This window comes from Acinetobacter sp. NCu2D-2 (assembly GCF_001647675.1).
Classification (GTDB): domain Bacteria; phylum Pseudomonadota; class Gammaproteobacteria; order Pseudomonadales; family Moraxellaceae; genus Acinetobacter.
Genome location: NZ_CP015594.1, coordinates 2,375,606 through 2,396,330 on the forward strand (window position 1 = coordinate 2,375,606; position 20,725 = coordinate 2,396,330).

20 protein-coding genes are annotated in these 20,725 nt (G+C 40.5%); 9 read left to right on the top strand and 11 right to left on the bottom strand.

Annotated elements, in window-relative coordinates; all coding sequences use genetic code 11:
• Positions 1–9: 9 nt before the first annotated feature.
• From A3K93_RS11470 to A3K93_RS11480, 3 genes are read right to left on the bottom strand one after another with little or no spacing between them, the layout of a single operon-like run.
• Complete coding sequence (locus A3K93_RS11470) at positions 10–1,011, bottom strand: HlyD family secretion protein (protein ID WP_067731331.1); 1,002 nt, start codon at positions 1,009–1,011, stop codon at positions 10–12.
• Between the two features lie 38 nt (positions 1,012–1,049).
• Complete coding sequence (locus tag A3K93_RS11475; protein ID WP_067731332.1) at positions 1,050–1,244, bottom strand: DUF1656 domain-containing protein; 195 nt, start codon at positions 1,242–1,244, stop codon at positions 1,050–1,052.
• A complete protein-coding gene (locus A3K93_RS11480) occupies positions 1,232–3,319 on the bottom strand; it encodes an FUSC family protein (RefSeq protein WP_067731333.1) in 2,088 nt (695 codons plus the stop codon). Before A3K93_RS11480 ends, A3K93_RS11475 begins: the two co-directional genes overlap by 13 nt.
• Positions 3,320–3,760: 441 nt before the next feature.
• Here A3K93_RS11480 and A3K93_RS11485 point away from each other — a divergent pair, with 441 nt between their 5' ends.
• On the top strand, positions 3,761–4,543 hold the full coding sequence (locus A3K93_RS11485) for an IclR family transcriptional regulator (RefSeq protein WP_067731334.1): 783 nt from the start codon (positions 3,761–3,763) through the stop codon (positions 4,541–4,543).
• Here the strand turns inward: A3K93_RS11485 and A3K93_RS11490 are convergent, their stop codons facing one another.
• Positions 4,544–5,170: an alpha-ketoglutarate-dependent dioxygenase AlkB family protein gene (locus A3K93_RS11490; RefSeq protein ID WP_067731335.1), complete on the bottom strand. Its 627-nt coding sequence runs from the start codon at positions 5,168–5,170 to the stop codon at positions 4,544–4,546.
• A gap of 152 nt (positions 5,171–5,322) precedes the next feature.
• Here A3K93_RS11490 and A3K93_RS11495 point away from each other — a divergent pair, with 152 nt between their 5' ends.
• Positions 5,323–7,125, top strand: a complete 1,803-nt coding sequence (locus A3K93_RS11495; RefSeq protein ID WP_067731336.1) for an ABC transporter ATP-binding protein — start codon at positions 5,323–5,325, stop codon at positions 7,123–7,125.
• Positions 7,126–7,351: 226 nt separating this feature from the next.
• Here the strand turns inward: A3K93_RS11495 and phoU are convergent, their stop codons facing one another.
• Positions 7,352–8,071 (bottom strand): phosphate signaling complex protein PhoU, encoded by a 720-nt coding sequence (gene phoU, locus A3K93_RS11500; protein ID WP_067731337.1) that lies wholly within the window; start codon positions 8,069–8,071, stop codon positions 7,352–7,354.
• 88 nt (positions 8,072–8,159) lie between these two features.
• Positions 8,160–9,491: a TolC family outer membrane protein gene (locus A3K93_RS11505; RefSeq protein WP_067731338.1), complete on the bottom strand. Its 1,332-nt coding sequence runs from the start codon at positions 9,489–9,491 to the stop codon at positions 8,160–8,162.
• A 356-nt stretch (positions 9,492–9,847) separates the two neighbouring features.
• On the opposite strand from A3K93_RS11505, the gene A3K93_RS11510 reads away from it, so the two are divergent.
• The 7 genes from A3K93_RS11510 to A3K93_RS11540 all read left to right on the top strand — a co-directional run bounded on the left by A3K93_RS11510 (position 9,848) and on the right by A3K93_RS11540 (position 15,539).
• A complete protein-coding gene (locus tag A3K93_RS11510) occupies positions 9,848–10,879 on the top strand; it encodes a hypothetical protein (protein WP_067731339.1) in 1,032 nt (343 codons plus the stop codon).
• Between the two features lie 86 nt (positions 10,880–10,965).
• Entirely contained in the window at positions 10,966–11,994 is a 1,029-nt protein-coding gene (locus A3K93_RS11515; RefSeq protein WP_081408506.1) for an IS701 family transposase, read from the top strand.
• Positions 11,995–12,129: 135 nt separating this feature from the next.
• Entirely contained in the window at positions 12,130–12,765 is a 636-nt protein-coding gene (locus A3K93_RS11520) for an NUDIX domain-containing protein (protein WP_067731340.1), read from the top strand.
• Positions 12,762–13,571, top strand: a complete 810-nt coding sequence (locus A3K93_RS11525) for a metallophosphoesterase (protein ID WP_067731341.1) — start codon at positions 12,762–12,764, stop codon at positions 13,569–13,571. Before A3K93_RS11520 ends, A3K93_RS11525 begins: the two co-directional genes overlap by 4 nt.
• Before the next feature lie 211 nt (positions 13,572–13,782).
• The gene (dksA, locus tag A3K93_RS11530; protein ID WP_067731342.1) at positions 13,783–14,310 is read left to right on the top strand and encodes an RNA polymerase-binding protein DksA; all 528 of its coding nucleotides are present in this window, start codon (positions 13,783–13,785) and stop codon (positions 14,308–14,310) included.
• Positions 14,311–14,312: 2 nt separating this feature from the next.
• Positions 14,313–15,230 carry a tRNA glutamyl-Q(34) synthetase GluQRS gene (gene gluQRS, locus A3K93_RS11535; RefSeq protein WP_171255071.1) on the top strand — a complete coding sequence of 306 codons (918 nt, stop codon included), beginning with the start codon at positions 14,313–14,315 and terminating at the stop codon, positions 15,228–15,230.
• A 48-nt stretch (positions 15,231–15,278) separates the two neighbouring features.
• The gene (locus A3K93_RS11540; protein WP_067731344.1) at positions 15,279–15,539 is read left to right on the top strand and encodes a zinc ribbon domain-containing protein; all 261 of its coding nucleotides are present in this window, start codon (positions 15,279–15,281) and stop codon (positions 15,537–15,539) included.
• On the opposite strand, the gene ftsW is transcribed toward A3K93_RS11540, so the two are convergent.
• The 5 genes from ftsW to A3K93_RS11565 form a co-directional block, all read right to left on the bottom strand.
• Positions 15,528–16,724 (bottom strand): putative lipid II flippase FtsW, encoded by a 1,197-nt coding sequence (gene ftsW / locus A3K93_RS11545; protein ID WP_067731345.1) that lies wholly within the window; start codon positions 16,722–16,724, stop codon positions 15,528–15,530. The genes A3K93_RS11540 and ftsW overlap by 12 nt on opposite strands.
• Before the next feature lie 20 nt (positions 16,725–16,744).
• Positions 16,745–18,091 (bottom strand): UDP-N-acetylmuramoyl-L-alanine--D-glutamate ligase, encoded by a 1,347-nt coding sequence (gene murD, locus A3K93_RS11550; RefSeq protein WP_067731346.1) that lies wholly within the window; start codon positions 18,089–18,091, stop codon positions 16,745–16,747.
• A 161-nt stretch (positions 18,092–18,252) separates the two neighbouring features.
• Positions 18,253–18,504, bottom strand: a complete 252-nt coding sequence (locus A3K93_RS11555) for a DUF6587 family protein (RefSeq protein ID WP_067731347.1) — start codon at positions 18,502–18,504, stop codon at positions 18,253–18,255.
• 34 nt (positions 18,505–18,538) lie between these two features.
• Positions 18,539–20,395: a ferrous iron transporter B gene (gene feoB, locus A3K93_RS11560; protein WP_067731348.1), complete on the bottom strand. Its 1,857-nt coding sequence runs from the start codon at positions 20,393–20,395 to the stop codon at positions 18,539–18,541.
• Complete coding sequence (locus A3K93_RS11565) at positions 20,392–20,649, bottom strand: FeoA family protein (protein WP_067731740.1); 258 nt, start codon at positions 20,647–20,649, stop codon at positions 20,392–20,394. Before A3K93_RS11565 ends, feoB begins: the two co-directional genes overlap by 4 nt.
• Positions 20,650–20,725: the final 76 nt, after the last annotated feature.

A 20,725-nucleotide genomic window follows, 5' to 3' on the forward strand; every position in this document is an offset into this window, starting at 1 on the left:
TATATTTTATTATTTGTCTTCAATGTGAATAGTTGCAGTACGCCCTGCCACAAATGCCAATTCATTCTTGGGCACTTCATCTAAAACAATTTTAACAGGAACACGCTGTGCTAAACGTACCCAACTAAAGGTTGGATTCACATTTGCCAACAGACCAGAAGTCGATGTACGTTCACGGTCTTCGATCCCTAATGCCACACCTTGAACATGCCCTTTAAATGTTTGTGAATCACCCATCAATTGAATGGTTGCTGGTGCGCCAATATAAATTTTATTCAGTTTGGTTTCTTCAAAATATCCAACAACATACAGCTGTTTACGATCAAGTAGTGCTGCAACAGCTTGTCCGACTTTGACATAATTACCAGCTCGAAGTTCAAAGTTTGACAACGTACCATCCGCAGGGGCAACAACTTCTGAACGGTTCATATTGAGTTTAGCTAAGTTCACCTGACTTTGCGCAGCTTCGATCAGGGCTTTTTGCTGCACAATATTGGCTTTGGCTTTTTCAATTGCAGCTGCCATTTGTTCATGCTCGGCATTCGATTGATCACGCTCTGCCAATTTCTGATCTTGTTCCAGTTTAGAAATCGCACCATCCATCAAACTTTCGTAACGATTCGCGGTTTTATCTGCCAGTTTTAAATTGGCTTGTGACTTGGCAAAATCTGCTTTACTTTGCATCAATTCTGCTTCTGCCTGTGCCAAACCTGCTTTGGCTTTGGCTAAGTCTGATTTTGCTTCTTCGACATCCAGTGCTTGACGTGCCACATCAATTTTGAATAGGACCTGCCCTTTTTTCACCGTTTGGTTATCGTGAACAAGCACTTCAGTCACAATGCCTGACACATCTGAAGACACCTGAATCACATCACCACGTACACGACCATCACGTGTCCACGGCTCCGCATTGTAATAGTTCCAAATATGTCGAATCACCAGAATTGCCGCTATAGCAACAAGCACAAGCAGGACTGGACGGAGATATTTTTTTAAATTGACAGCTGTCATTGTAAGATTCCTCAATTATTTAATATGTGCTGGATGATTTAGAGAAATAACCAATGCACACCGCCCAAAATCACGACATACACACACAGGTAAAAAATACCGGGTAAAGCAATCCAATCTTGCTCAACCCATCGGTTCATGGCTTTCATCAGCAGGTTTAAAAGCACATAGGCCAAAATGGCTTGAATCAAGAGAATTGGCACATAAATACCGTAGATATTTATTTCGCCCATGATGTTGCCTCACGCGTTTCATTCGTTTGTGCAACTTGAAAATGAAACAAGCTGCTAGAAATATTGTTTAAAGAAATATGTAGACGTTGCAGCACATTGGCATCTTCAACCTGAATTTCTTGCTGAAGTTGTACTAAATGTTGCGCTATGACTGCTTGAATGGAATCTGTAGATTGTTGCTCTGCCTTGGCTTCAAAATAGTGTTGAAGTTGCTGTTGTAACTCGATCAATGCAGATTTAAATGGATGATCAGCGGCTAATTGTTGTGATAATTCTTGCAGTCGCGTTAAATCCACCACCGCGCTGGTTTCAATTAATGCACGATCGATCTGTTTTTTTACCCGTTCAGATTGAACAACTTTGGTATTTAATATCCCAATACGATCGAGCATTCCGCGCAAATGAATACGAAATTCCAGACCATAGGGAATATATAAGGCCTCACCAAACGCTTGGTAATGCAGTGCCAATATACGTTTTGCACTGATCTCAGGGGACATCGCCCGAACCAAATGAATGATATAAGCTGCCAAGATTGGACCCATAATCGTACCAATCGTTGCATCAAAGAAAAAAACTTGGTCGAGTGAATAACGGTTTTGAAAGTTCAGCCCCATAATGACACCCATCAGCATCGGTAGTGCCAAACCCGTCAAAGGTGGATGCGGGAAAAGCAGCAAACAATAAATAATAAACAGAGCCAAAACCACAGCGAGTTGCCAAAAAGCAGTAACATTCGGAAAGATGCCGTAGGCATAAATAAAAACAATAATCGCAGCATACACATTCCCGCGAATAAACATTTTTAAGGCTGGAACAGGGTTATCCATCGCACTTAAAATACAAGCAGCAATCGCAGCCATTTCGGCAAACATAAAGCCTGCTTTCCAGCCACTTAGAATCCATAAGCCGCTCGACAGAAATACCACTAAACACGCCGAGATCCCGCCACGTAATGCCACACCATGATCACGATGCAAATTAGGATAACTTGTACCTAATGGCGTCACGTTGGCAGGCAAAGTGCTGTCACCTTGCTGAATACGTTGCCAAATTAAGCGAATCGCCCGAATACTTTGGATAAAGTGGCGCAAGTCCATTTTTAGACTGGATAACGCAACATGTTGTGAAGGCTGCGCTATAGCAAAGATCTGTTGAAAATCCTGCTCAAACGTTGTAGGTAAAGTATTGAGCTCACTCTCGTCAATCATTGTTTCTGGAGATAGAAAGTCGACAATATTTTGATGTAACTGCCGTAAAGGTTCACGATATGCAGTATCAATTTGATCCAACTGTTTAATTCGTTCTGACATCGCCACCAAGTTAGCAACCAATAGGCTGATTTGATTGAGCATCTCTTGCAAGGGCTTAGTCATGCCCTGCAATGTCGATTTTTCATAGTTAAGATGCGTTGCCATGACATGAATATCTGCAATATCACGGGCTAAATGGCTCAACAATTGGCTGTAATTATTTTTTTGTTCACTATCTATTAAAATTTTATCGAAGATACCCCGTGTGTCTTTCAAGGTTTTTGACACCCGCATAGCCACTGCAGGACCAATATTCATTGGCAATATGGTCGTCATGATCAAGGCACTGGATAACACCCCGACAGTAATTTCTAATACCCGTCCGACCGCCATATCAAAGAGCGACGAGGTTTCAATGTTATAGACAATATTGAAACTGATGATGACGGTGGTATAGCCCGCCAACATAAAGATATAACTGCGCGGTGTGCGATCTAATAAAGAGATATACAAACAAAGCCCGACCCAAAAAGCTAAAAACGCACTAAATAGCCATGGATAATTCATTAGAACGGGAGTTGCGGCCACCGAGACCACTGCACCCAATAAAGTCCCCAAAACCCGAAACACACTTTTTGAAGCAGCCATGCCCGAGTAGGGATTGGCAATCACAAAGACTGTGCCGATAGCCCAGATCGGATAGGTCAAATTCAACATGAATGCGACATAAAGTGCCAACATACCTGCCACAAAGGTCTTTATCGCAAAAATCCAATCCATCTTATTGGGACGGAATGCGAGTAAAGGTTTAATCAGCAACATATATCGGCTCTATTTTGGTCAATCAGGCAAATTTAGAGATCAAAAAACCGCACAATATCGAGAAATATTGCGGGCTAAAAATCTACATACAATTTAGATAAAGATGTTCAAATCAGTGCTGATTTGGAACTGAAAGGACATTAATGATCAATAATTAATAGATTGATTAATTATTCACCATAAGATATTTTTCATGTGAATTTTTTCAAAATTAATCTTTTTTGTCAATTAAAATATCCAAATATGAGAATTTGAGCAAAATCAACCGATTTTTTAAGCTTATATAAGCCTTTAATTCTTGTTTATCACATATAAGCTATCGAAAAAGTGATGACGAAATAAAATTAAATTCAGGGAAATCGCAAAATTTAGCTGCTTTTTTTGTTATAAAGTAACTCTAGAATTTATGATTTCACAATTAAACCACGCAGGTTGTTGGTTATGGCGCTTTCCAGTTTTGGTAAAATTTTAACGGTTCTCGATCTTTTTTCTGTATCGCGACCGGTCATCAATGTCGATACCATCAGTGAAGAATTGGGCCTCTCAAAACCAACCAGTTATCGCTATTTAAAAGAATTAGTCTCTAATGAACTACTGCAACGTCTAAGTGGTACATCGGGTGATTACACTTTAGGTTCAAAGATCGCAGTTTTGGATTTTATTTCGCGTACCACCGACCCTTTGGTGCAAATTAGCATTCCTTTTATGCAAGAAATTGTGCATCGCACTGAATTTTCTTGTCTGCTCACACATTTAAATTACGACTCGTGTATCGACCTACACAGTGAAGTGTTTAAAAATACATTACTGTTGTCGTATGGTCGTGGCTGTCCTCGTCCGGTCTATGTCGGCTCATCCGCTAAAATTATGCTGGCGTATTTACCAAAACAAAGTCAGCTCGATTACTATGAGCGTTATGCTACACAGCTTTCAGAAGTTAATTTTGCCAAAAGCCAAGATGAATTTCTAACTCAGCTCAAAAAAATAAAAAAACAAGGATATTATTTTTCTAATGGTGAGTTAGATCCGAATATTGCGGGCGTATCAGTTCCGGTTAAATTCTCAAGTAAAGAACCACCCTTAGCACTGACTTTATTGGCTTCGAAAAATCGCTTTGAGTTTGTCAATTTGGCAAAACTTATTGAAATTCTGCAAGAAAATGCACGTTTGATTGAACAGAAGTTTGCAGCCTTGAATCCAGAACCTATCGAAGTACTGAAATAATTATTCAAGATAATAAAACTGGCGAAAGGTTAAGTTAATTCGAGGTTGGGTAATTTTGCTGGATTTATGAATTTGATGTTTCCAGTGCTGCTGCGTCACGCCACGCATCACAATCAATTGTCCACTCATTAAAAGTAGTTCAACTTTTTCGTTGCTGCTTTTATGTTTAAAGCTCATCTTACGGGTTGTACCTAAACTTAAGGATGCAATCACGCTTTCCCTGCTCTGCCCTTGGTATAAAGTCGGTTCATCATCACTGTGCCAACCTAAGCCTTGGCTGCCATTTTCATATAAATTGGCTAAACATGAATTAAAGCTCTGTCCGACCAATGCTTCAATATGCTGTTTTAACCGATAAAGCGCAGGTTGCCAGATATGAGCCTGTTTGATACTTCCAGAGTAACGATATTGAAAGTTTTCATCGCCATACCACACCACTTTTCGATCTGTGATGTAGTGTTTACCAAACAAGAAGACTTCATCCTGCTGCCAAGCGAGTTTTCTTAAAAAATAATTGAAATATTTTTCGCTATCTTGCAAGTTCATGACGCAGCCTAAATCCTCCACCACCCCATCATAAGGCAGTAAATTGGCTTTTGGCTCTGGCGGAAATAGATCAAACGTCATCAGCAATACATCATGATGTTTCCCTGCATAGTGACATGACTCAAACCCATTCCACAATGTGTAATTCACAAATCAAAACATCTTTTCTACTTGAGCAATCACAATTTGAGGCATAGACTCAGATTAACTTTTACAATAAAAATTAATTACTTATGAATTTATGGCATCTTTTTCAGAAGCTTAGACCTTTTGTTCGACCTTATCGAATATTGGTCATTGCCACCTTATTACTGACATTAGTGAGTTCTTTTACTGCTCAGGTCAACGCCATTACCTTACAGTATGCCGTAGATAGCATTAATAAATTGCTCGCAGCAGGTGAAGGTCTCGATCAAGGTTGGCATATTCTGATTACGATTACAGCCATCTTACTCGGTAAAGAAGTCATCAATGCCATCGTTCAGTTTGGACAGAAATTTTACGGTGAAAAGTTAAGAATCTTTGTTTCACAAGACTTAGCTCAGGGCATTATTGAGAAATTTCTCAAATATCGTCTGGCTTTTTTTAATGAAGACAATAACCAAGCGGGTAAATTGCAAACCCGTATTGACCGTGGAATTGGTTCACTAACCCGTTTAGTACAGATCTTCTTTATTGATATTTTGCCGTTATTTACCAGTGCAATTGTGGCATTGGCACTGATGTACTATGCCAATTTTTATGTCGGTTTAGTGGCAACGGCAATTGTACCTATCTATTTCTGGCTAACGTATAAACAGGCACAAAAGCTTGGCGGATGGCGACGTAGCCTGCGTGATGGTCGTGAGAAAAAGAGCCAAGGCATTTTAAGTATTATCAACTCCATTACAGTAATTAAGTCCTTTAACCGTGAGTCAATTGAGTCAGAGAAGCAGCTCGGCTTACAACGTGAGCTGACGGACAACCAAATGAAAACCCGTCAGACCAGTTTCCTGTTTGACGGTTTAAAAACCTTTATTGAACAAATCGGTATCGTGCTGATTATTATTCTGACGGCTTATTTCGTCCTTGATGGTCAAATGAGTATCGGCATGATCATGTATCACGTGCTGTTGTTTAATAACGTGTCTGCGCCAATTCGCTCATTGCATCGTATTTATGACGAGGTCAATGATGCGATGATTTACTCAGAAAGCTTTTTCCAAATTCTGGAAGCCGATGATGAGATTGAGGCGAGTGGCGAGCAAAAACCACCTGTACAAGGTAAGTTCCAACTGAGCAATGTCGACTTTTATTATCCAAATGGTTTCCATGCCTTAAAAGACATTAATATGGAAATCCGCCCAAATAAAATTACGGCTTTAGTTGGTTTATCAGGTGCCGGTAAATCGACCCTCATTAGCTTATTAGACAAATTTTATGAACCCCAAGGCGGTTCAATTAAGCTAGATGGCATAGATCTCAAAGACTATGACACGCAATATTTACGTGATCATATTGGTTTAGTGCTGCAGAAGAATCATATTTTCCAAGGCACCATTTTTGACAACATTCGTTATGGTAAAACCGACGCGTCTATGGATGATGTCATTGATGCTGCGAAAAAAGCCTCGATTCATGAGCAAATTTTGCAGCTACCACAGCAGTATGATTCAGATGCATTACAGCTTTCCGGTGGTCAACAACAGCGTATTGCTTTGGCACGTATGTTCCTGAAAAATCCACCGATTATTTTCTTAGATGAACCGACTGCAAGTCTTGATGCAATTGCCACTGAGCAAATTAAGCAAAGTTTAGATCAGATCAAACAAGGCCGCACCGTGATTATGATTTCACATAGCCTGTCTCAAATTATTGATGCTGATTATACCTACGTGATGAAAGATGGTGCGATTGCGGAGCATGGCGAACACGACGACTTGTATCATCAAGACGGCGCATATAAGGAAATTTTTGATGCGATGGCAAAAAGTTTAAATATTGAAAAAATTGCCAAAACCTTTGAGGATGATGCTGAGGAAGAAACGCATAGTTAGATGCCTATGCTTCACGTGCTATATCTCTTAAACCAATTTCATCTCATGACCTCGACATAAATACCGATTTTATTCTGGTGCTACATAGATGTAGCATCAGAAAAACAAAGCGTTTTTTTACGTTTCTCACTTTAAAAATAGGCTTATATCAATATAAAAATTTTTAAACATTGCATATATAATATAAATCTCACTTGTGTTGACTTGAATAAAATGCTTTGAAAAATTAACGCTGCACTTTTTGTTCTATTTCTTCAATACTGGTATGGCGGGCGTCAAAACCTTTGACCATATAAATGACTTGCTCTGAGATATTACGAGCGTGATCACCGACTCGCTCAAGTGAACGAAGCACCCAAAGTACATTGATCACACGGCTGATCTGACGAGAATCTTCCATCATATAAGTCATCAACGTGCGCGTTGCAGATTGATACTCGCGATCTATATCGGCATCTGCCTGTAATACACGTAACGCTTGATCTGCATCTAAGCGTGCAAAAGCATCTAAAGCATCATGAATCATGACCCGTACTTGATTACCAATATGCCGCGTTTCCATATAGCCGCGCGGTGAGCCACCCTCTTCTGACAATGCCTGTGCAATACGGGCAATCTTCGCGGCTTCATCACCAATTCGTTCTAAATCTGTATTGGCTTTAGACATCGCAATCACCATACGCAGGTCAATCGCAGCAGGATGACGGCGCGCCAAAATCAAAGTCAAAGCTTCATCAATTTCACGTTCTAATTGGTTGACCATGTTGTCTTGAAACTGTACGTCGACGGCAAGTGTAGCATTGGTATCTAAGAGTGCATGAATGGCATTGCTGACTTGCTGCTCCACCAAACCGCCCATACTCATAAATTTAGTATTGACGTCCTGAAGTTCCTCATTGAACTGCGAAGAAATATGATGATGTAACACAGGATTATTTGGACACACAGCAGCTTACTCCACATCCATGAGGACGAAATTTGATCTCAGTTATTTAAGCACAGCAAAGATGAAAGTTTGATGACAAGCCATTTGCTTATGAGTAATCAACCAACCATGCGTTCATTTCAGCTAAAGTTTTTTCTGTAAGTTGTCCGACCGAGGCTTGCAACTGTAAAACATGAATTAAGTAATCATATTTAGCATTCAAATAATCAGTTTTGGCTGAAAATGCATTACGCTGTGCTAACAGTACATCAACCATGGTTTTCAGCCCTTCTTGATACTGTGCTCTTGATGCTTTAGCAACAATTTCAGAAGATTCCATCGCTGCTTTACGGGCATTGAGTTTGGATTGATCGGTTTCAACCTGCATAAAAGACTGTTTAACATCTGTATTGGCTTTTAAAATAGCCGCATCCAGCTGAGCATCACTTTGACGCACATTCACACCTGCCTGACGAATGCTTCTTTGTGTACGAAAGCCTGTAAATACATTCCAGTTCATCTCAATACCGACCTGATTAAAGTCACCATTGGTGGACATCACGGTATCAGGGCTTTGTTTGGTATAGCCATAGGTACCCACAGCTTCCACTTGTGGATACAACGCAGCCTGCTCTACACGTTTCGCATCTTCGGCATATTGCTTTTGGGTTCTGGCTTGAAGAATCCCAAGATTCTGACTTTGTGCTAAATCACGCCAAGACTGTATATCGCTTGGAATCGGTTTTTGAAACTGGAAGTCTTCGCGTAGCACCGCAAGATTTTCTTGATATGGCCCAATTAATTGCGCCAATTGTTCTTGTGCCAAGACTAATTGGACTTGGCTTGAAATTCGATTGGCCTGTGCATTTTGATACTGTGCATTGGCTTCACTGACATCACTTCGTGCTACCAAACCTTCTTTGAGTTTGGCGTTCATCATGCGCAATTGTTCAGATAGGGCTTGCTCTTCTTGTAAGTAAGCTGTAGTCAAAGATTGCTGGCGTAAAACATTAAAATAAGCTTCTGAAACTTGTAAAATATGTTGTTGTTTTTGCAGTCTTAAATTAACTTCGCTCAGCAGAATGGAGGTTTTCACCTGCTTATAGCCTTGCCATGCATCCCAGCGGAAAAGCGGCTGGCGTGCAGTAATACTGATCTGCTGACTATTGGTGGTATCACTGAGAAAATTACCAAACTGTGCATTGTTCGCAGTATCAACGGATTGATTTTTACGGGTGACATTGCCTGAAACCGTGACCGTCGGTAATAAGTTCCCACCAGCAATGCCCAAATTTAATTGATCAGATTCATATTGCAAGACATTCGCAAGCCATGTTGGGTCATTTTGCTTTGCCCGTTCATATGCCTCAGACAAATCCAGCGCATTTACCCATGGACTGTTCAACACACATAATGCACTTATGAGAAATTTGGTTTTCATAAAATAATGTTTATCCCTGCAACAGACCATCCATCAACAACTGATACGCAATTTATCAATCAGCTTGATGATTCGAGTAGTTTTAAAGTCCATCAAATGATTGATTCTTAAAATATTGTCAATATTAATGAGATTTGCCTCATGATTATGTATGAGTTTTATTCATTTTTCATAGCCAAGCAGCATTTTTATTCTTAATTCATTCATGTTCTGACTTTACTCACACAGCATAACAAAGCCTTTAACAATACTAAACAGAGTCTTTAAAACAGGGCGCTAAAATGTCCGCTCTCCTCTGCTTTACAACATAAATCACACTGTGTTGTTTGGTCTTAGCATACGTCGATCGAGGTTTTGTGTTTAAGCATATTCAATCTATTTTGCAACTCAGTTTGTTGTCAGGCTTATGTTTGTTGTCAGTTGGCTGTCAGCCCAGCAAAGATCCTCAGTGGGTCGCAGACCCTGTTGATGTCAAAGAAGCATCATCGGCTGCGGTTGACCTGAATCAAATGTGCCAAGATATTGAAAATGATATGCAGCAGATCAATGCAGAACGTACGACACTTGCGTTGGAACAAATTAACCAAAACCTCAAAATTTGCTTACCATTACTGAATCATGAACAACAGCAACATTTAATACAGCAGTCAACTGCGATGTATCAGCGGTTTCTCAGTGTTCCCCGTAATGAAAATCAACAGATTGCTTTTGAACAATATGCCTTTGATATGGCACAGCATCCGACCATTCAGCAAGAGCATTTACAGGCGCTTCACTTACGTGATCAATATTTATTGAAACATAAAGGTCAAGCCTTTATTGAACTGGTCGACCGCGGTGAAGGCGAACTGAATTTCAGGCGTAGTCCCGAATATTTGGAACGTATTTTTGCGCCTTATCTACCCAAAGCAGAAAAAGTTTTTATTCAACAATTAGCCGCGCAAAATCGTGAAGTTGTCTTGCAAAATGGAAATTTGTTAATTAGTCCAAATGAGCTTTTAGTCCGGGCGTTATATTGGCAGAACTATCTTAAACAATACCCGAACAGTAGTTATAGTGCAGATGCACGTTATCTAATGCAGCAATATGCCTATTATTTATTTTTTGGTTCGTCTAAAACTCAAGTTTCACAATATTATACAGATCGCTTATCCATCACTGCAGATCATCTAGATGCAATCATCCGTTTAGCAAAAGGTCCTGATTCAATGTTGGCAGAGACCGCAAGACGTTATTTAAATTTTCTAGATTTATCACCTGAACAGCAACTTGAAGCTGAACCAGATGACTCACTAAGCCAACAACAACGATTAGAACGTTATAGCAAAATTGAGTCGCCTAAACATCCAAAGGGAAAAGACTGTTTTATTGATGCCATTTGTATCTAAAGCGATTACATATCACTTAACGAAAAATGCTAGGACTTACGCATTGACGGATTCAAAAAAGTCTCAAACTACTTTATAACGTATCTGTGATCAGACGAACTAAACATGCTTCTACAGCAACTTGTACATTACCCATTTATATGGGCTTTCTCATGACAGAACCAAACTCTATTAGCTGCACACAACTTGCCGAGACTTATAATATCTCGCATGACAGTGTAAATCGCTTTTTGGAGCGTGAAGACTACACAGCTCACGATCTATATCAAGAAGCAATTCAACACATTGATAATAATAAACTTATAGTCAGTATTGATGATACTGTTTTAGATAAGCCATATAGTCAACATATGGACTTAGTTAGCTATTTTTGGTCAGGTAAACACCACCGATCCGTCAAGGGTATTAATCTCATTACCTTGTATGCGACAGATCAACATGGCAAAAATATTCCAATTAATTTTCGAATTTATGATAAGTCAGAAAGTAAAACCAAGAATGATTACTTTATGGAGATGTTAAGTGAAGTACTCAATTGGGGTGCAAAGATTCAATTTATTACAGGTGATAGTTGGTATTCATCGACTGAAAATCTAAAAACCATAAGAAAACATGGTATTCGATTTATGTTTGGTGTCGACAGTAACCGTAAGGTTTCCCCTGAAAAAGGACAATGGTTTCAACTCCGTTTATTGCCGAATTTTCATCAGGGTCAAGTGGTCTGGCTCAAAGATGTTGGCTTTGTACAATTATTTAAGACTCAGTTAAAAGAACAGCAGAGATTTTATATTGTGCATCAAGATGAAGATGATTTATTGTCCTTTGATGGTTTTTATGAATTACATTCAAGTCATTGGAAAATAGAACAATATCATCGAGTAATTAAACAGGTTTGTCATATTGAAAAGTTTCAAGTAAGACGATCCAAGCTGATTTTGAATCATATTTTCTCAGCCTTGATGGCCTATGTTGAGATACAAAAGAACCAATTTGAGCGGATCTTTGAAAATGTATATCGTTGGCAGAAGAAATTATTTAGACCAATTATCAAGAACTTTATTGATGAATTTATTCTCGATAAGAATCATCTGCTGCCACAGAAAATCTATAAATAATAGTGCGTAAGTCCTAAATGCTTAAATTTTGAATAAAAAATTGCGGATATGAAAGCAAATTGCATGAAAAGCATTTGTGATTAAGAAAATCTCAGCTAGGATGAAGAAAATATCGCTTCGTCATGCGTTGAGTTTATGAAAATTATCGATTCCGCTTCTTACAATAAGAAAGACTACGAGATATTAGAACGAGAATATCAATATCAGGGTTTCGTCAAAGTCGAAAAGCTGAGTATTCGTCATCGGCTATTTGGTCGGGACGACTTTATTGCCCCTATTCAACGTGAATTGATTCAACGTAAAACTGCAGCAGGCGTTTTAATTTATAACGATCAACAACAAAAGTTTGCCCTGATTGAGCAATTTCGTGTCGGTGCGATTGATGATCCCGAATCACCTTGGCAACTCGAGATCATTGCAGGTGTACTCGATGGCGATGAAGCCCCTGAAACCTGTGTTCGCCGTGAAGCATTAGAAGAATCTGGGTGTCAAATTCATGATTTGACCCATTTATTCAGCTTTTATCCATCTGCTGGTGCATGTTCAGAACTGTTTCATTTATATTTCGCAGAAGCAGAACTTCCTCAAGAAGGTGGCGTATTTGGTATGCCAGATGAAGGTGAGAATATTCAGTTGCATCTGATTGACTATGCCGATTTAAGCGCATTAATGACCAGTGGTCGGTTAAAGAATGCACCTGTCATTATGGCCTTGCAATGGCTCCAACAGCATATTCATACTCAAAGCGTATGTCTTGAGGAGCGAACGTGACCTTCTGTAGTAGCGACACGCAGTACAAACAATGGACCCTTGTCCAAATTTCCGATACGCACCTCATGGATCGTGTCGAGCTTGAATTCGTCAAAATGAATCCTGAAAAAAGCTTTCATGACGTGGTTCAGCATATTCGCAAGCATTACCCTGTACTCGATGCTTTGGTACACACAGGCGATTTGGCACAAGTGCCTGTTCAAGCAACTTATGATCGTTATTTACAGTTCATGCAAACTTGGAATATTCCACACTATCAAATTCCAGGAAATCATGACGACAGCGCAATTTTTCCTTTCTATCAAAATAGCAATCTAGCGCATGCAGTTCATTTTGGTCCATGGACACTGATTCTTTTAAATAGTGCCGTCAAAGGTAAAGTGGATGGCTGGGTAGAACAGGAGCAATTAGATCAACTGCAAGAGCTTCTTGTTCAATATCAGCATCAACATATTATTGTGGCTTGTCATCATCATCCATTCGCAATGCAATCACATTGGATTGATCAACATCGTCTTAAAAATGCCGATTCACTTAAAGACGTCATTGCACAGCATAAACATGTGAAGTTAGTCCTATTTGGCCATGTCCACCAAGACTCGCACAATGACTGGAATGGTGTGCAGTTTTTATCAACACCCTCCACCAGTGTTCAATTTAAGCCTTTAAGTGATAATTTTGCACTGGATACCATTGCCCCAGGTTATCGTGTCATTCATTTAAATCACGATGGAACATTTGAAACACGCGTAGAACGTGTATTTCTTAACCAGCAGAAAATTAATACCGAAATTTCAGGTTATTAACTTTTCAATTTGTTTTTTTTGCATTACTTTATTGCTCTTAAAGGAAATGTGATATCTACAATCCCGTCAGCAAAGACTATCAAAAAGCAAAAAAAGTCTATATGATGACGACCCCCATAGGAGGATAATCCTTCTTCAGGGTGGATAAAAATTTGCATATCACCATATTTTTTGCGTAGATATCATACGCATATGATGAGGAATGCCCTAAATGGCGAATGACAACCAGAATCAAGTCTTAGACGAACTAACTGATGTTGTAGACGAGAAAACTACAAAGCGTGTACGTAAAGCTAAGCCAAAAGCGACTGACGGTGGTTCAACTGCTAGCTTGTTTGGTATTGAGCCTTATCAGCCTAAAAAAAATGAAGAGTACATGTCTGAGGGTCAGCTTGAGCACTTCCGTCAAATTTTATTGGCATGGAAAGCTGAGTTGATGTCTGAAGTCGATCGTACTTTAAACACCATGCAAGATGAAAATACAGCGCTTCCTGATGTAAACGACCGTGCTACTCAAGAAGAAGAGTTTGCCATCGAACTTCGTACACGTGACCGTGAACGTAAATTGATCCGTAAAATCGAACAATCGATTGAAGCTATTAAAAATGACGACTACGGTTTCTGTGAAACTTGTGGTATTGAAATTGGTTTACGTCGCTTAGAAGCACGTCCAACAGCGACTTTATGTATTGATTGTAAGACTTTGGCTGAGATCAAAGAGAAACAAAATAACGGTTAATCATGTTAAATAATCCTCCCCTAACCCCTCCTATGATAAAGGAGGGGGAAAATAGGATGGCTTATGTGGGTCGGTTTGCGCCATCGCCAACCGGCCCTTTACATTTCGGGTCACTCATTACTGCGGTTGCCAGTTATTGCGATGCCAAAGCCCATCAAGGGCGCTGGATCGTTCGCATTGAAGATACCGACATTCCCCGCATTTATCCTGGTAGCGAAGAGCATATCCTACGTGCGATGGATGCTTTTGCCTTTGAATCTGATACTAAGATCATTTTCCAGAAAGATCGCTTAGACATTTATGAAAGTGTGATTGAGCAGCTACAGCAAAAAAATCTCGTATATGCCTGCCAATGTACGCGCAAGATGCTCGGTTCCAATCATATTTATCAGGATACTTGTCGTAATTTGGGTTTGGACTTCAAAGATCAGGCCATTCGCTTAAAAGTCGAAGATGTTGAAATTTGCTTTGAAGACCGATTACAAGGCAGACACTGCTCTCATCTAAAACAAGATTTAGGTGATTTTATCTTAAAACGCCGTGATGGGATTATTAATTATCAACTTGCAGTGGTTGTCGATGATTATTTACAAGGCATGAGCCATGTGGTTCGAGGCGCAGATCTTTTGGATAATACTGAACGGCAGATTTATCTGGGGCAACTCCTCGGCTACCCTCGCCTGCAATATATGCATTTACCGCTTGCTATGAATGATCAAGGGCAGAAACTTTCTAAACAGAATTTGGCACAGGCTTTAGATTTAAGCCAAGCACCTCAGCTTCTGCTACAAGCACTCAAAGCCCTTCATCAAGATCCTATTGATTTAGATACGCCAGATCGTATGCTCAAACAAGCCGTTGCACAGTGGGATGTTGAAAAAATTCCACATACAACCATGCTACAAGGTCACTACCTATAATATTGGATTTTGGCTTAAGCTAAAGAAAAGGAATATGGAGAAGGTGTCGTGTTTTTTATCTTTGGAATTGGACCAAAAACAAAGCTGATAGAGAAAAATCAGTTCATCTGCCCTGTGTGTCAAACCACAACAAGCTATGAACTTAAACATCAGCGTAATTATTTTTCTTTATTTTTTATTCCACTAATTCCGCTGTCTAAACCTAAACATGCTTTTGTCCGTTGTTTAAACTGCGGAACGTCAATGCCGAGCACAGTGCTTGACCATGCTCAGCCACTTCAGCCACGGTCTTCCGATTTAGAAGCTTGATTCTTCTCGGCTAGGATTGGACTCGCGAGTATTGGCATCAATTTTTAAAATTAAACTGATCATGACTGCGCAGACAATCAAAGATGAACCACCATAACTAATGAATGGCAATGTCAAACCTTTGGTTGGTAGCATACCCATATTCATCCCAGCATTTACCAAAACTTGTAGCAAGAAAATAATACTAATCCCGTAAGCCAAATAACCTGCACGTAGATATTGGTTTTGCAAAGCACGATGCCCAATACGAATACAGCAAATCATCATGGTAAATGACAATAACAAGACCGTTGAGATGCCAAAGAAACCAAATTCTTCGCCTAAAATCGCGAGCATAAAGTCGGTATGTGCTTCAGGCAAATACGACATCTTTTGAATACTATGACCCAAGCCCACACCTGTCCATTCCCCACGACCAAATGCCATTAAGGCATTCGATAACTGATAACCGGTACCGAGTGGATCTTCCCACGGATTTGAGAAAGACAAAAGACGCTGTAAACGATAAGGTTCTAGTAAAATCGCTGCGACAAACACGCCAAATAACGTGACAAATGCCACACCAAACTGAACCCATGGCGCACCCGCCAAGAAGAAAATTCCCAGCATGGTTAATGTGATTACCACGGTTGCACCTAAGTCAGGCTCTAGAATAATCAGACCCACAGTTGCACCCATAATGACAGAAAGACGTATCAAGCCTTTGATGTTATTACGGACTTCTTCTGCCCTTCGCACCACATAATCGGCAGTAAAAATTGCCATCATGACCTTACCGACTTCGGATGCTTGTAAAGTAAACCCTGCAACACGAATCCAACGCTTGGAACCATTAACCTCGGTTCCGACAACCAAGACCGCAAGCAACAGAACAATGGTGATAATCCATAAAAAGAAGGTATTGTTAAACCAGACATTCAATGGAACTTTATAGGCCAAATAAGCCGCTGCTGCAGCGACAAAGATTGAAATCCCGTGGCGTGTCACATAGTGAAAAGCATTTTCATGCATACGTTCAGCATAGGGCATCGATGCCGATGCCACCATAATCGAACCAATACAAAGTAGTGCCAACACGCAGAAAATCAATACATTGCGTGGATTCACTTCGGCAGGTAATTTGGGTATCCACCGAGCATATAGCTGATTTAATTTATTGATCGTCGTCTGAGCAAACTCAGCCATATCACGAGTCCTTGTTATTTTTAGTTGAGTTCATTCACGTAAGCAACAAACTTATGTCCACGTTCAGGATAACCTGAGAACATATCAAAACTTGCACATGCCGGCGATAACAACACGACATCATTCGCCTCTGCATGTTTCTGACAAACCTGTACAGCCTCTTCTAGACTTTCTGCATGAATCAGCTCAGTTGTGCCTGAAATCGCTTCTTCGATAATTGGACGGTCAATCCCAATCAATACCGCTACTTTGGCATATTTAGTCAGCGAGTCACGTAATGCAGTAAAGTCCTGACCTTTACCTTGACCACCCAAGATGATTGCAACCTTGCCACCTTTGGCTTCAATTGCCATGCCTAAACCATCGAGTGCAGCGAGTGTTGCACCAATGTTTGTGCCTTTAGAATCGTTATAGTAACGAACGCCATTCACTTCTTTTACGAATTCACAGCGATGTTCAAGACCTTTAAAGGTTTTTAAAGTTTCAAGCATGCCTTCGAGTGGTAAACCAATCGCTTCACCTAATGCTAAACACGCCAAAGCATTCGCCACGTTATGTGTGCCTTGAATATACATATCACTGCTTTTCAGCAAACGATCACGACCACGTGCCAGCCAAATGGTACCATCGTCATCTTTTAATACGCCAAATTGATTCATATCAGGTGCATTAAGACCAAAACTTTGCATTGGTGTTGCATCTGGAACCAGTGGACGAGTCAAAGAATCATCGCGGTTAAAGACCACTTTTTTCACGCCTTGGAAAATACGGTGTTTTGCGGTGTGATAACCCATCATATCGCCATGACGATCTAAATGGTCTTCACTCATATTGAGCACAACAGCGACTTCAGCATTTAAATTTGAAGTGGTCTCCAATTGGAAGCTTGAAAGCTCCAAAATATAAAGCTCTGGATCATCTTTGGTTAAATCGAGTGCAGGACGACCTAAGTTACCGCCAACCGCTACTTTTTTACCTGCATCTTTCGCCATTAAACCCATCAAGGTGGTTACAGTACTTTTCGCATTTGAACCTGTAATCCCAACAATCGGTTTATCTGTGGCACGGCATAGAATTTGAATCTCGCTCACCACCGGAATATTTTTATTGATCGCAGCTTGAATTTCTGGGGTTTTAGGATCAAGTCCTGGGCTGATGATAATTTCTTCAGCACTGAGCAACAGGTTTTCATCTAATTGACCAAATGAGGTCTGTACTTCCGCAGGGATTTTGTCATGCCCTGGAGGAGTTGCACGAGAGTCAGTGACTGCAACACGGTAGCCCTTTTCATTCAAGAAATTCACTGCTGCTACACCTGAAATACCCAGTCCTGCAACGACTTTAAGTCCACCACGTTGAATTAACATTTTCGCCCCATAGTTGGTCTAATTTGAAACTTTAGAAATGTTAGCACTTTGCCGTTTTGAATGCTTTTTCTGTTTTCACTTTATCTACATTATTTTTGTCCAATGTGAAAAAAAACCGCCATAAAGATGACGGTTTTCTCGCAGCTAAAAAAACTGAAAATTTATTTCCATTTTACCACTTGTACAGGGGCTTTCTCTTTGGGCTGCGCTTCGTTACTTGAACAACCACAGCTCCCTCCACAACCTGACACCATATTGGGCTTTAAGCGTGCAGCAAGTTTGTTCCAGCCACGTCCTGCACAATATCGGGATAACTTTTGCAGCATCGAATTGGCTGTCTTTGGAAAGACCTTTTTAAAGACAACCACAGCACTCCAAAGCACCAAAGCTGCAACAATGAGAATTTCGATCATATCCAATCTCCAAAGCCGATCTGCAAATGCAGTATCAACCTAAATAATGTGATGCAATTTGATAGGTTAAGAACGCCATCAAATATGCAAGACCAAACAAGTAAATGGTCATGAAACTGACCGTTTTCCACGAACCTGTTTCACGTTTCACAGTTGCCAATGTCGCTAAGCAATGTGGTGCATAGATAAACCACACCATCAGTGATAAACCTGTGGCAATCGACCAACTTAAATCACCACCATTGCTGATGAGGGAAGCTAAGCCTTCTGAGATCGCATCATCATCGACCGCAGACAGTGCATAGACTGTACCAAGTGCCGCCACCACAACTTCACGTGCTGCCATCGCAGGAATCAACGCAATACAGATCTGCCAGTTAAAGCCAAGTGGTGCAAAGATTGGCTGCATCAAGTGACCCAGCATACCCGCCAATGAATAATCAATGTCAGGTAGCGTTGCCCCTTCTGGCGGTTGTGGGAAAGTACACAAGAACCAAAGCAAAATTGAAAGCGCAAAGATAATCCCACCCACACGGCGTAAGAAAATCTTGGCACGATCCAGTAAACCGATCCAAACGTTTTTTAAGTCAGGGAAACGGTAGCTTGGCAATTCCATCAGCAACATCTGCTGAGATTTATCTTTATTAAAGAATTTCAGTACAAAAGAAACGACCAATGCACTGACAATACCTGCCATATACAAGCCAAAGAGCACTAAACCTTGCAGATTTAAAATACCCCAGACGGTTTGCGATGGAATAAACGCCGCAATCAGAAGTGCATACACAGGTAAACGTGCTGAACACGTCATGAGCGGTGCCACTAAAATTGTGGTTAAACGGTCACGCGGATCACTAATTGTCCGTGATGCCATAATCCCCGGAATTGCACAGGCAAAACTTGAAAGCAGTGGAATAAAGGCACGACCTGAAAGACCAGCTTTAAACATCAATTTATCGAGTAGGAATGCAGCGCGTGGTAAATAACCGGATTCTTCTAAGACCAAAATAAAGAAGAACAGAATGAGAATTTGTGGCAGGAACACTACAACACCACCTGCACCCGCAATCACACCATCCACAATTAAACTATTTAATAATGGATGCGCAATTCCCCCACCCACAACTTCGCCGAGCCAGCCAAAGAAGGCTTCGATGCCATCCATAAAGGGTGCAGCCCAAGCAAAGACTGCTTGGAAGATGATAAACATCATGACTGCAAGGCTAAGCAAACCTAACACGGGATGTAAGAAAATTCGATCGAGAAATTCAGTACGTTTATCTTCATGATCAATAAAGTTCACTGCATCTTTTAGGATACTTTCGACTTTTTGGTGCGTATCGCCTGTTAGACCTGTCATTTCAGTATCAGGAACTGCATATTTGCCTTGGTCTAAAGCATTCATCAAACCTTCGATGCCTGAATTACGCACAGCAACCGTTTCAACGACCGGAATACCTAAACGTTGTGAAAGTTTTTGTGTGTTGATCTGCATACCACGACGGCGTGCTTCATCCATCATATTTAATACAAGAAGCACAGGTCGACCGAGTTCGGTCATCTCTAAAACCAAACCTAAGTTCAGTTTTAAATTAGTCGCATCAACTACACATAAAAAGGCATCTTGCTGACCTTCATCGGCAATTTTACCTTGCACCACATCACGAGTAATTTCTTCATCTGGACTGGTGGCATCTAAGCTATATGTACCCGGTAAATCGAGTACACGTACCGCCTTTCCAGAAGGTAAATTAAAATGACCAACCTTACGTTCAACAGTAACACCGGCGTAGTTCCCTACTTTTTGGCGTGTTCCAGTTAAATGGTTAAATAAAGAGGTTTTACCGCAGTTTGGATTCCCGACAAGGGCAATACGTAACGCATCACTCATGCGGCAACTCCATGTTCAATTTCAATTTTTTCAGCTTCTGACTTACGTAGTGCAAAACGGGTAAATCCCACTTGAATTAAGATGGGATCTCCACCAAAAATCCCTTTGGTAATCACTTGTACCTGTGTACCGGGTACAAATCCTAAAGTTTCTAAGCGGCTTGCCACCACATCGTGGTGATTACCTTCGCCATTCGCTCGATTCACTTTTCGAATGATGGCAGTTTGTTTTGCTTTCAGTTCGGACAAACGCACCGTGATATTTCCTAAACGATTTCGTACAGTATACAAACAAATGAGAATAATTAACAAATAAGGTTGAGTTCCATTC

What these genes read in the sequence shown, in the direction of transcription:
- A3K93_RS11480 (WP_067731333.1), bottom strand. Translation starts at nt 3,319, where the DNA reads ATGTTGCTGATTAAACCTTTACTCGCATTCCGTCCCAATAAGATGGAT.
- A3K93_RS11505 (WP_067731338.1), bottom strand. Translation starts at nt 9,491, where the DNA reads ATGAAAACCAAATTTCTCATAAGTGCATTATGTGTGTTGAACAGTCCA.
- A3K93_RS11475 (WP_067731332.1), bottom strand. Translation starts at nt 1,244, where the DNA reads ATGGGCGAAATAAATATCTACGGTATTTATGTGCCAATTCTCTTGATT.
- A3K93_RS11520 (WP_067731340.1), top strand. Translation starts at nt 12,130, where the DNA reads ATGAAAATTATCGATTCCGCTTCTTACAATAAGAAAGACTACGAGATA.
- A3K93_RS11470 (WP_067731331.1), bottom strand. Translation starts at nt 1,011, where the DNA reads ATGACAGCTGTCAATTTAAAAAAATATCTCCGTCCAGTCCTGCTTGTG.
- ftsW (WP_067731345.1), bottom strand. Translation starts at nt 16,724, where the DNA reads ATGGCTGAGTTTGCTCAGACGACGATCAATAAATTAAATCAGCTATAT.
- gluQRS (WP_171255071.1), top strand. Translation starts at nt 14,313, where the DNA reads ATGTTAAATAATCCTCCCCTAACCCCTCCTATGATAAAGGAGGGGGAA.
- A3K93_RS11555 (WP_067731347.1), bottom strand. Translation starts at nt 18,504, where the DNA reads ATGATCGAAATTCTCATTGTTGCAGCTTTGGTGCTTTGGAGTGCTGTG.
- dksA (WP_067731342.1), top strand. Translation starts at nt 13,783, where the DNA reads ATGGCGAATGACAACCAGAATCAAGTCTTAGACGAACTAACTGATGTT.
- A3K93_RS11490 (WP_067731335.1), bottom strand. Translation starts at nt 5,170, where the DNA reads ATGACGTTTGATCTATTTCCGCCAGAGCCAAAAGCCAATTTACTGCCT.
- murD (WP_067731346.1), bottom strand. Translation starts at nt 18,091, where the DNA reads ATGTTAATTCAACGTGGTGGACTTAAAGTCGTTGCAGGACTGGGTATT.
- A3K93_RS11495 (WP_067731336.1), top strand. Translation starts at nt 5,323, where the DNA reads ATGAATTTATGGCATCTTTTTCAGAAGCTTAGACCTTTTGTTCGACCT.
- feoB (WP_067731348.1), bottom strand. Translation starts at nt 20,395, where the DNA reads ATGAGTGATGCGTTACGTATTGCCCTTGTCGGGAATCCAAACTGCGGT.
- A3K93_RS11485 (WP_067731334.1), top strand. Translation starts at nt 3,761, where the DNA reads ATGGCGCTTTCCAGTTTTGGTAAAATTTTAACGGTTCTCGATCTTTTT.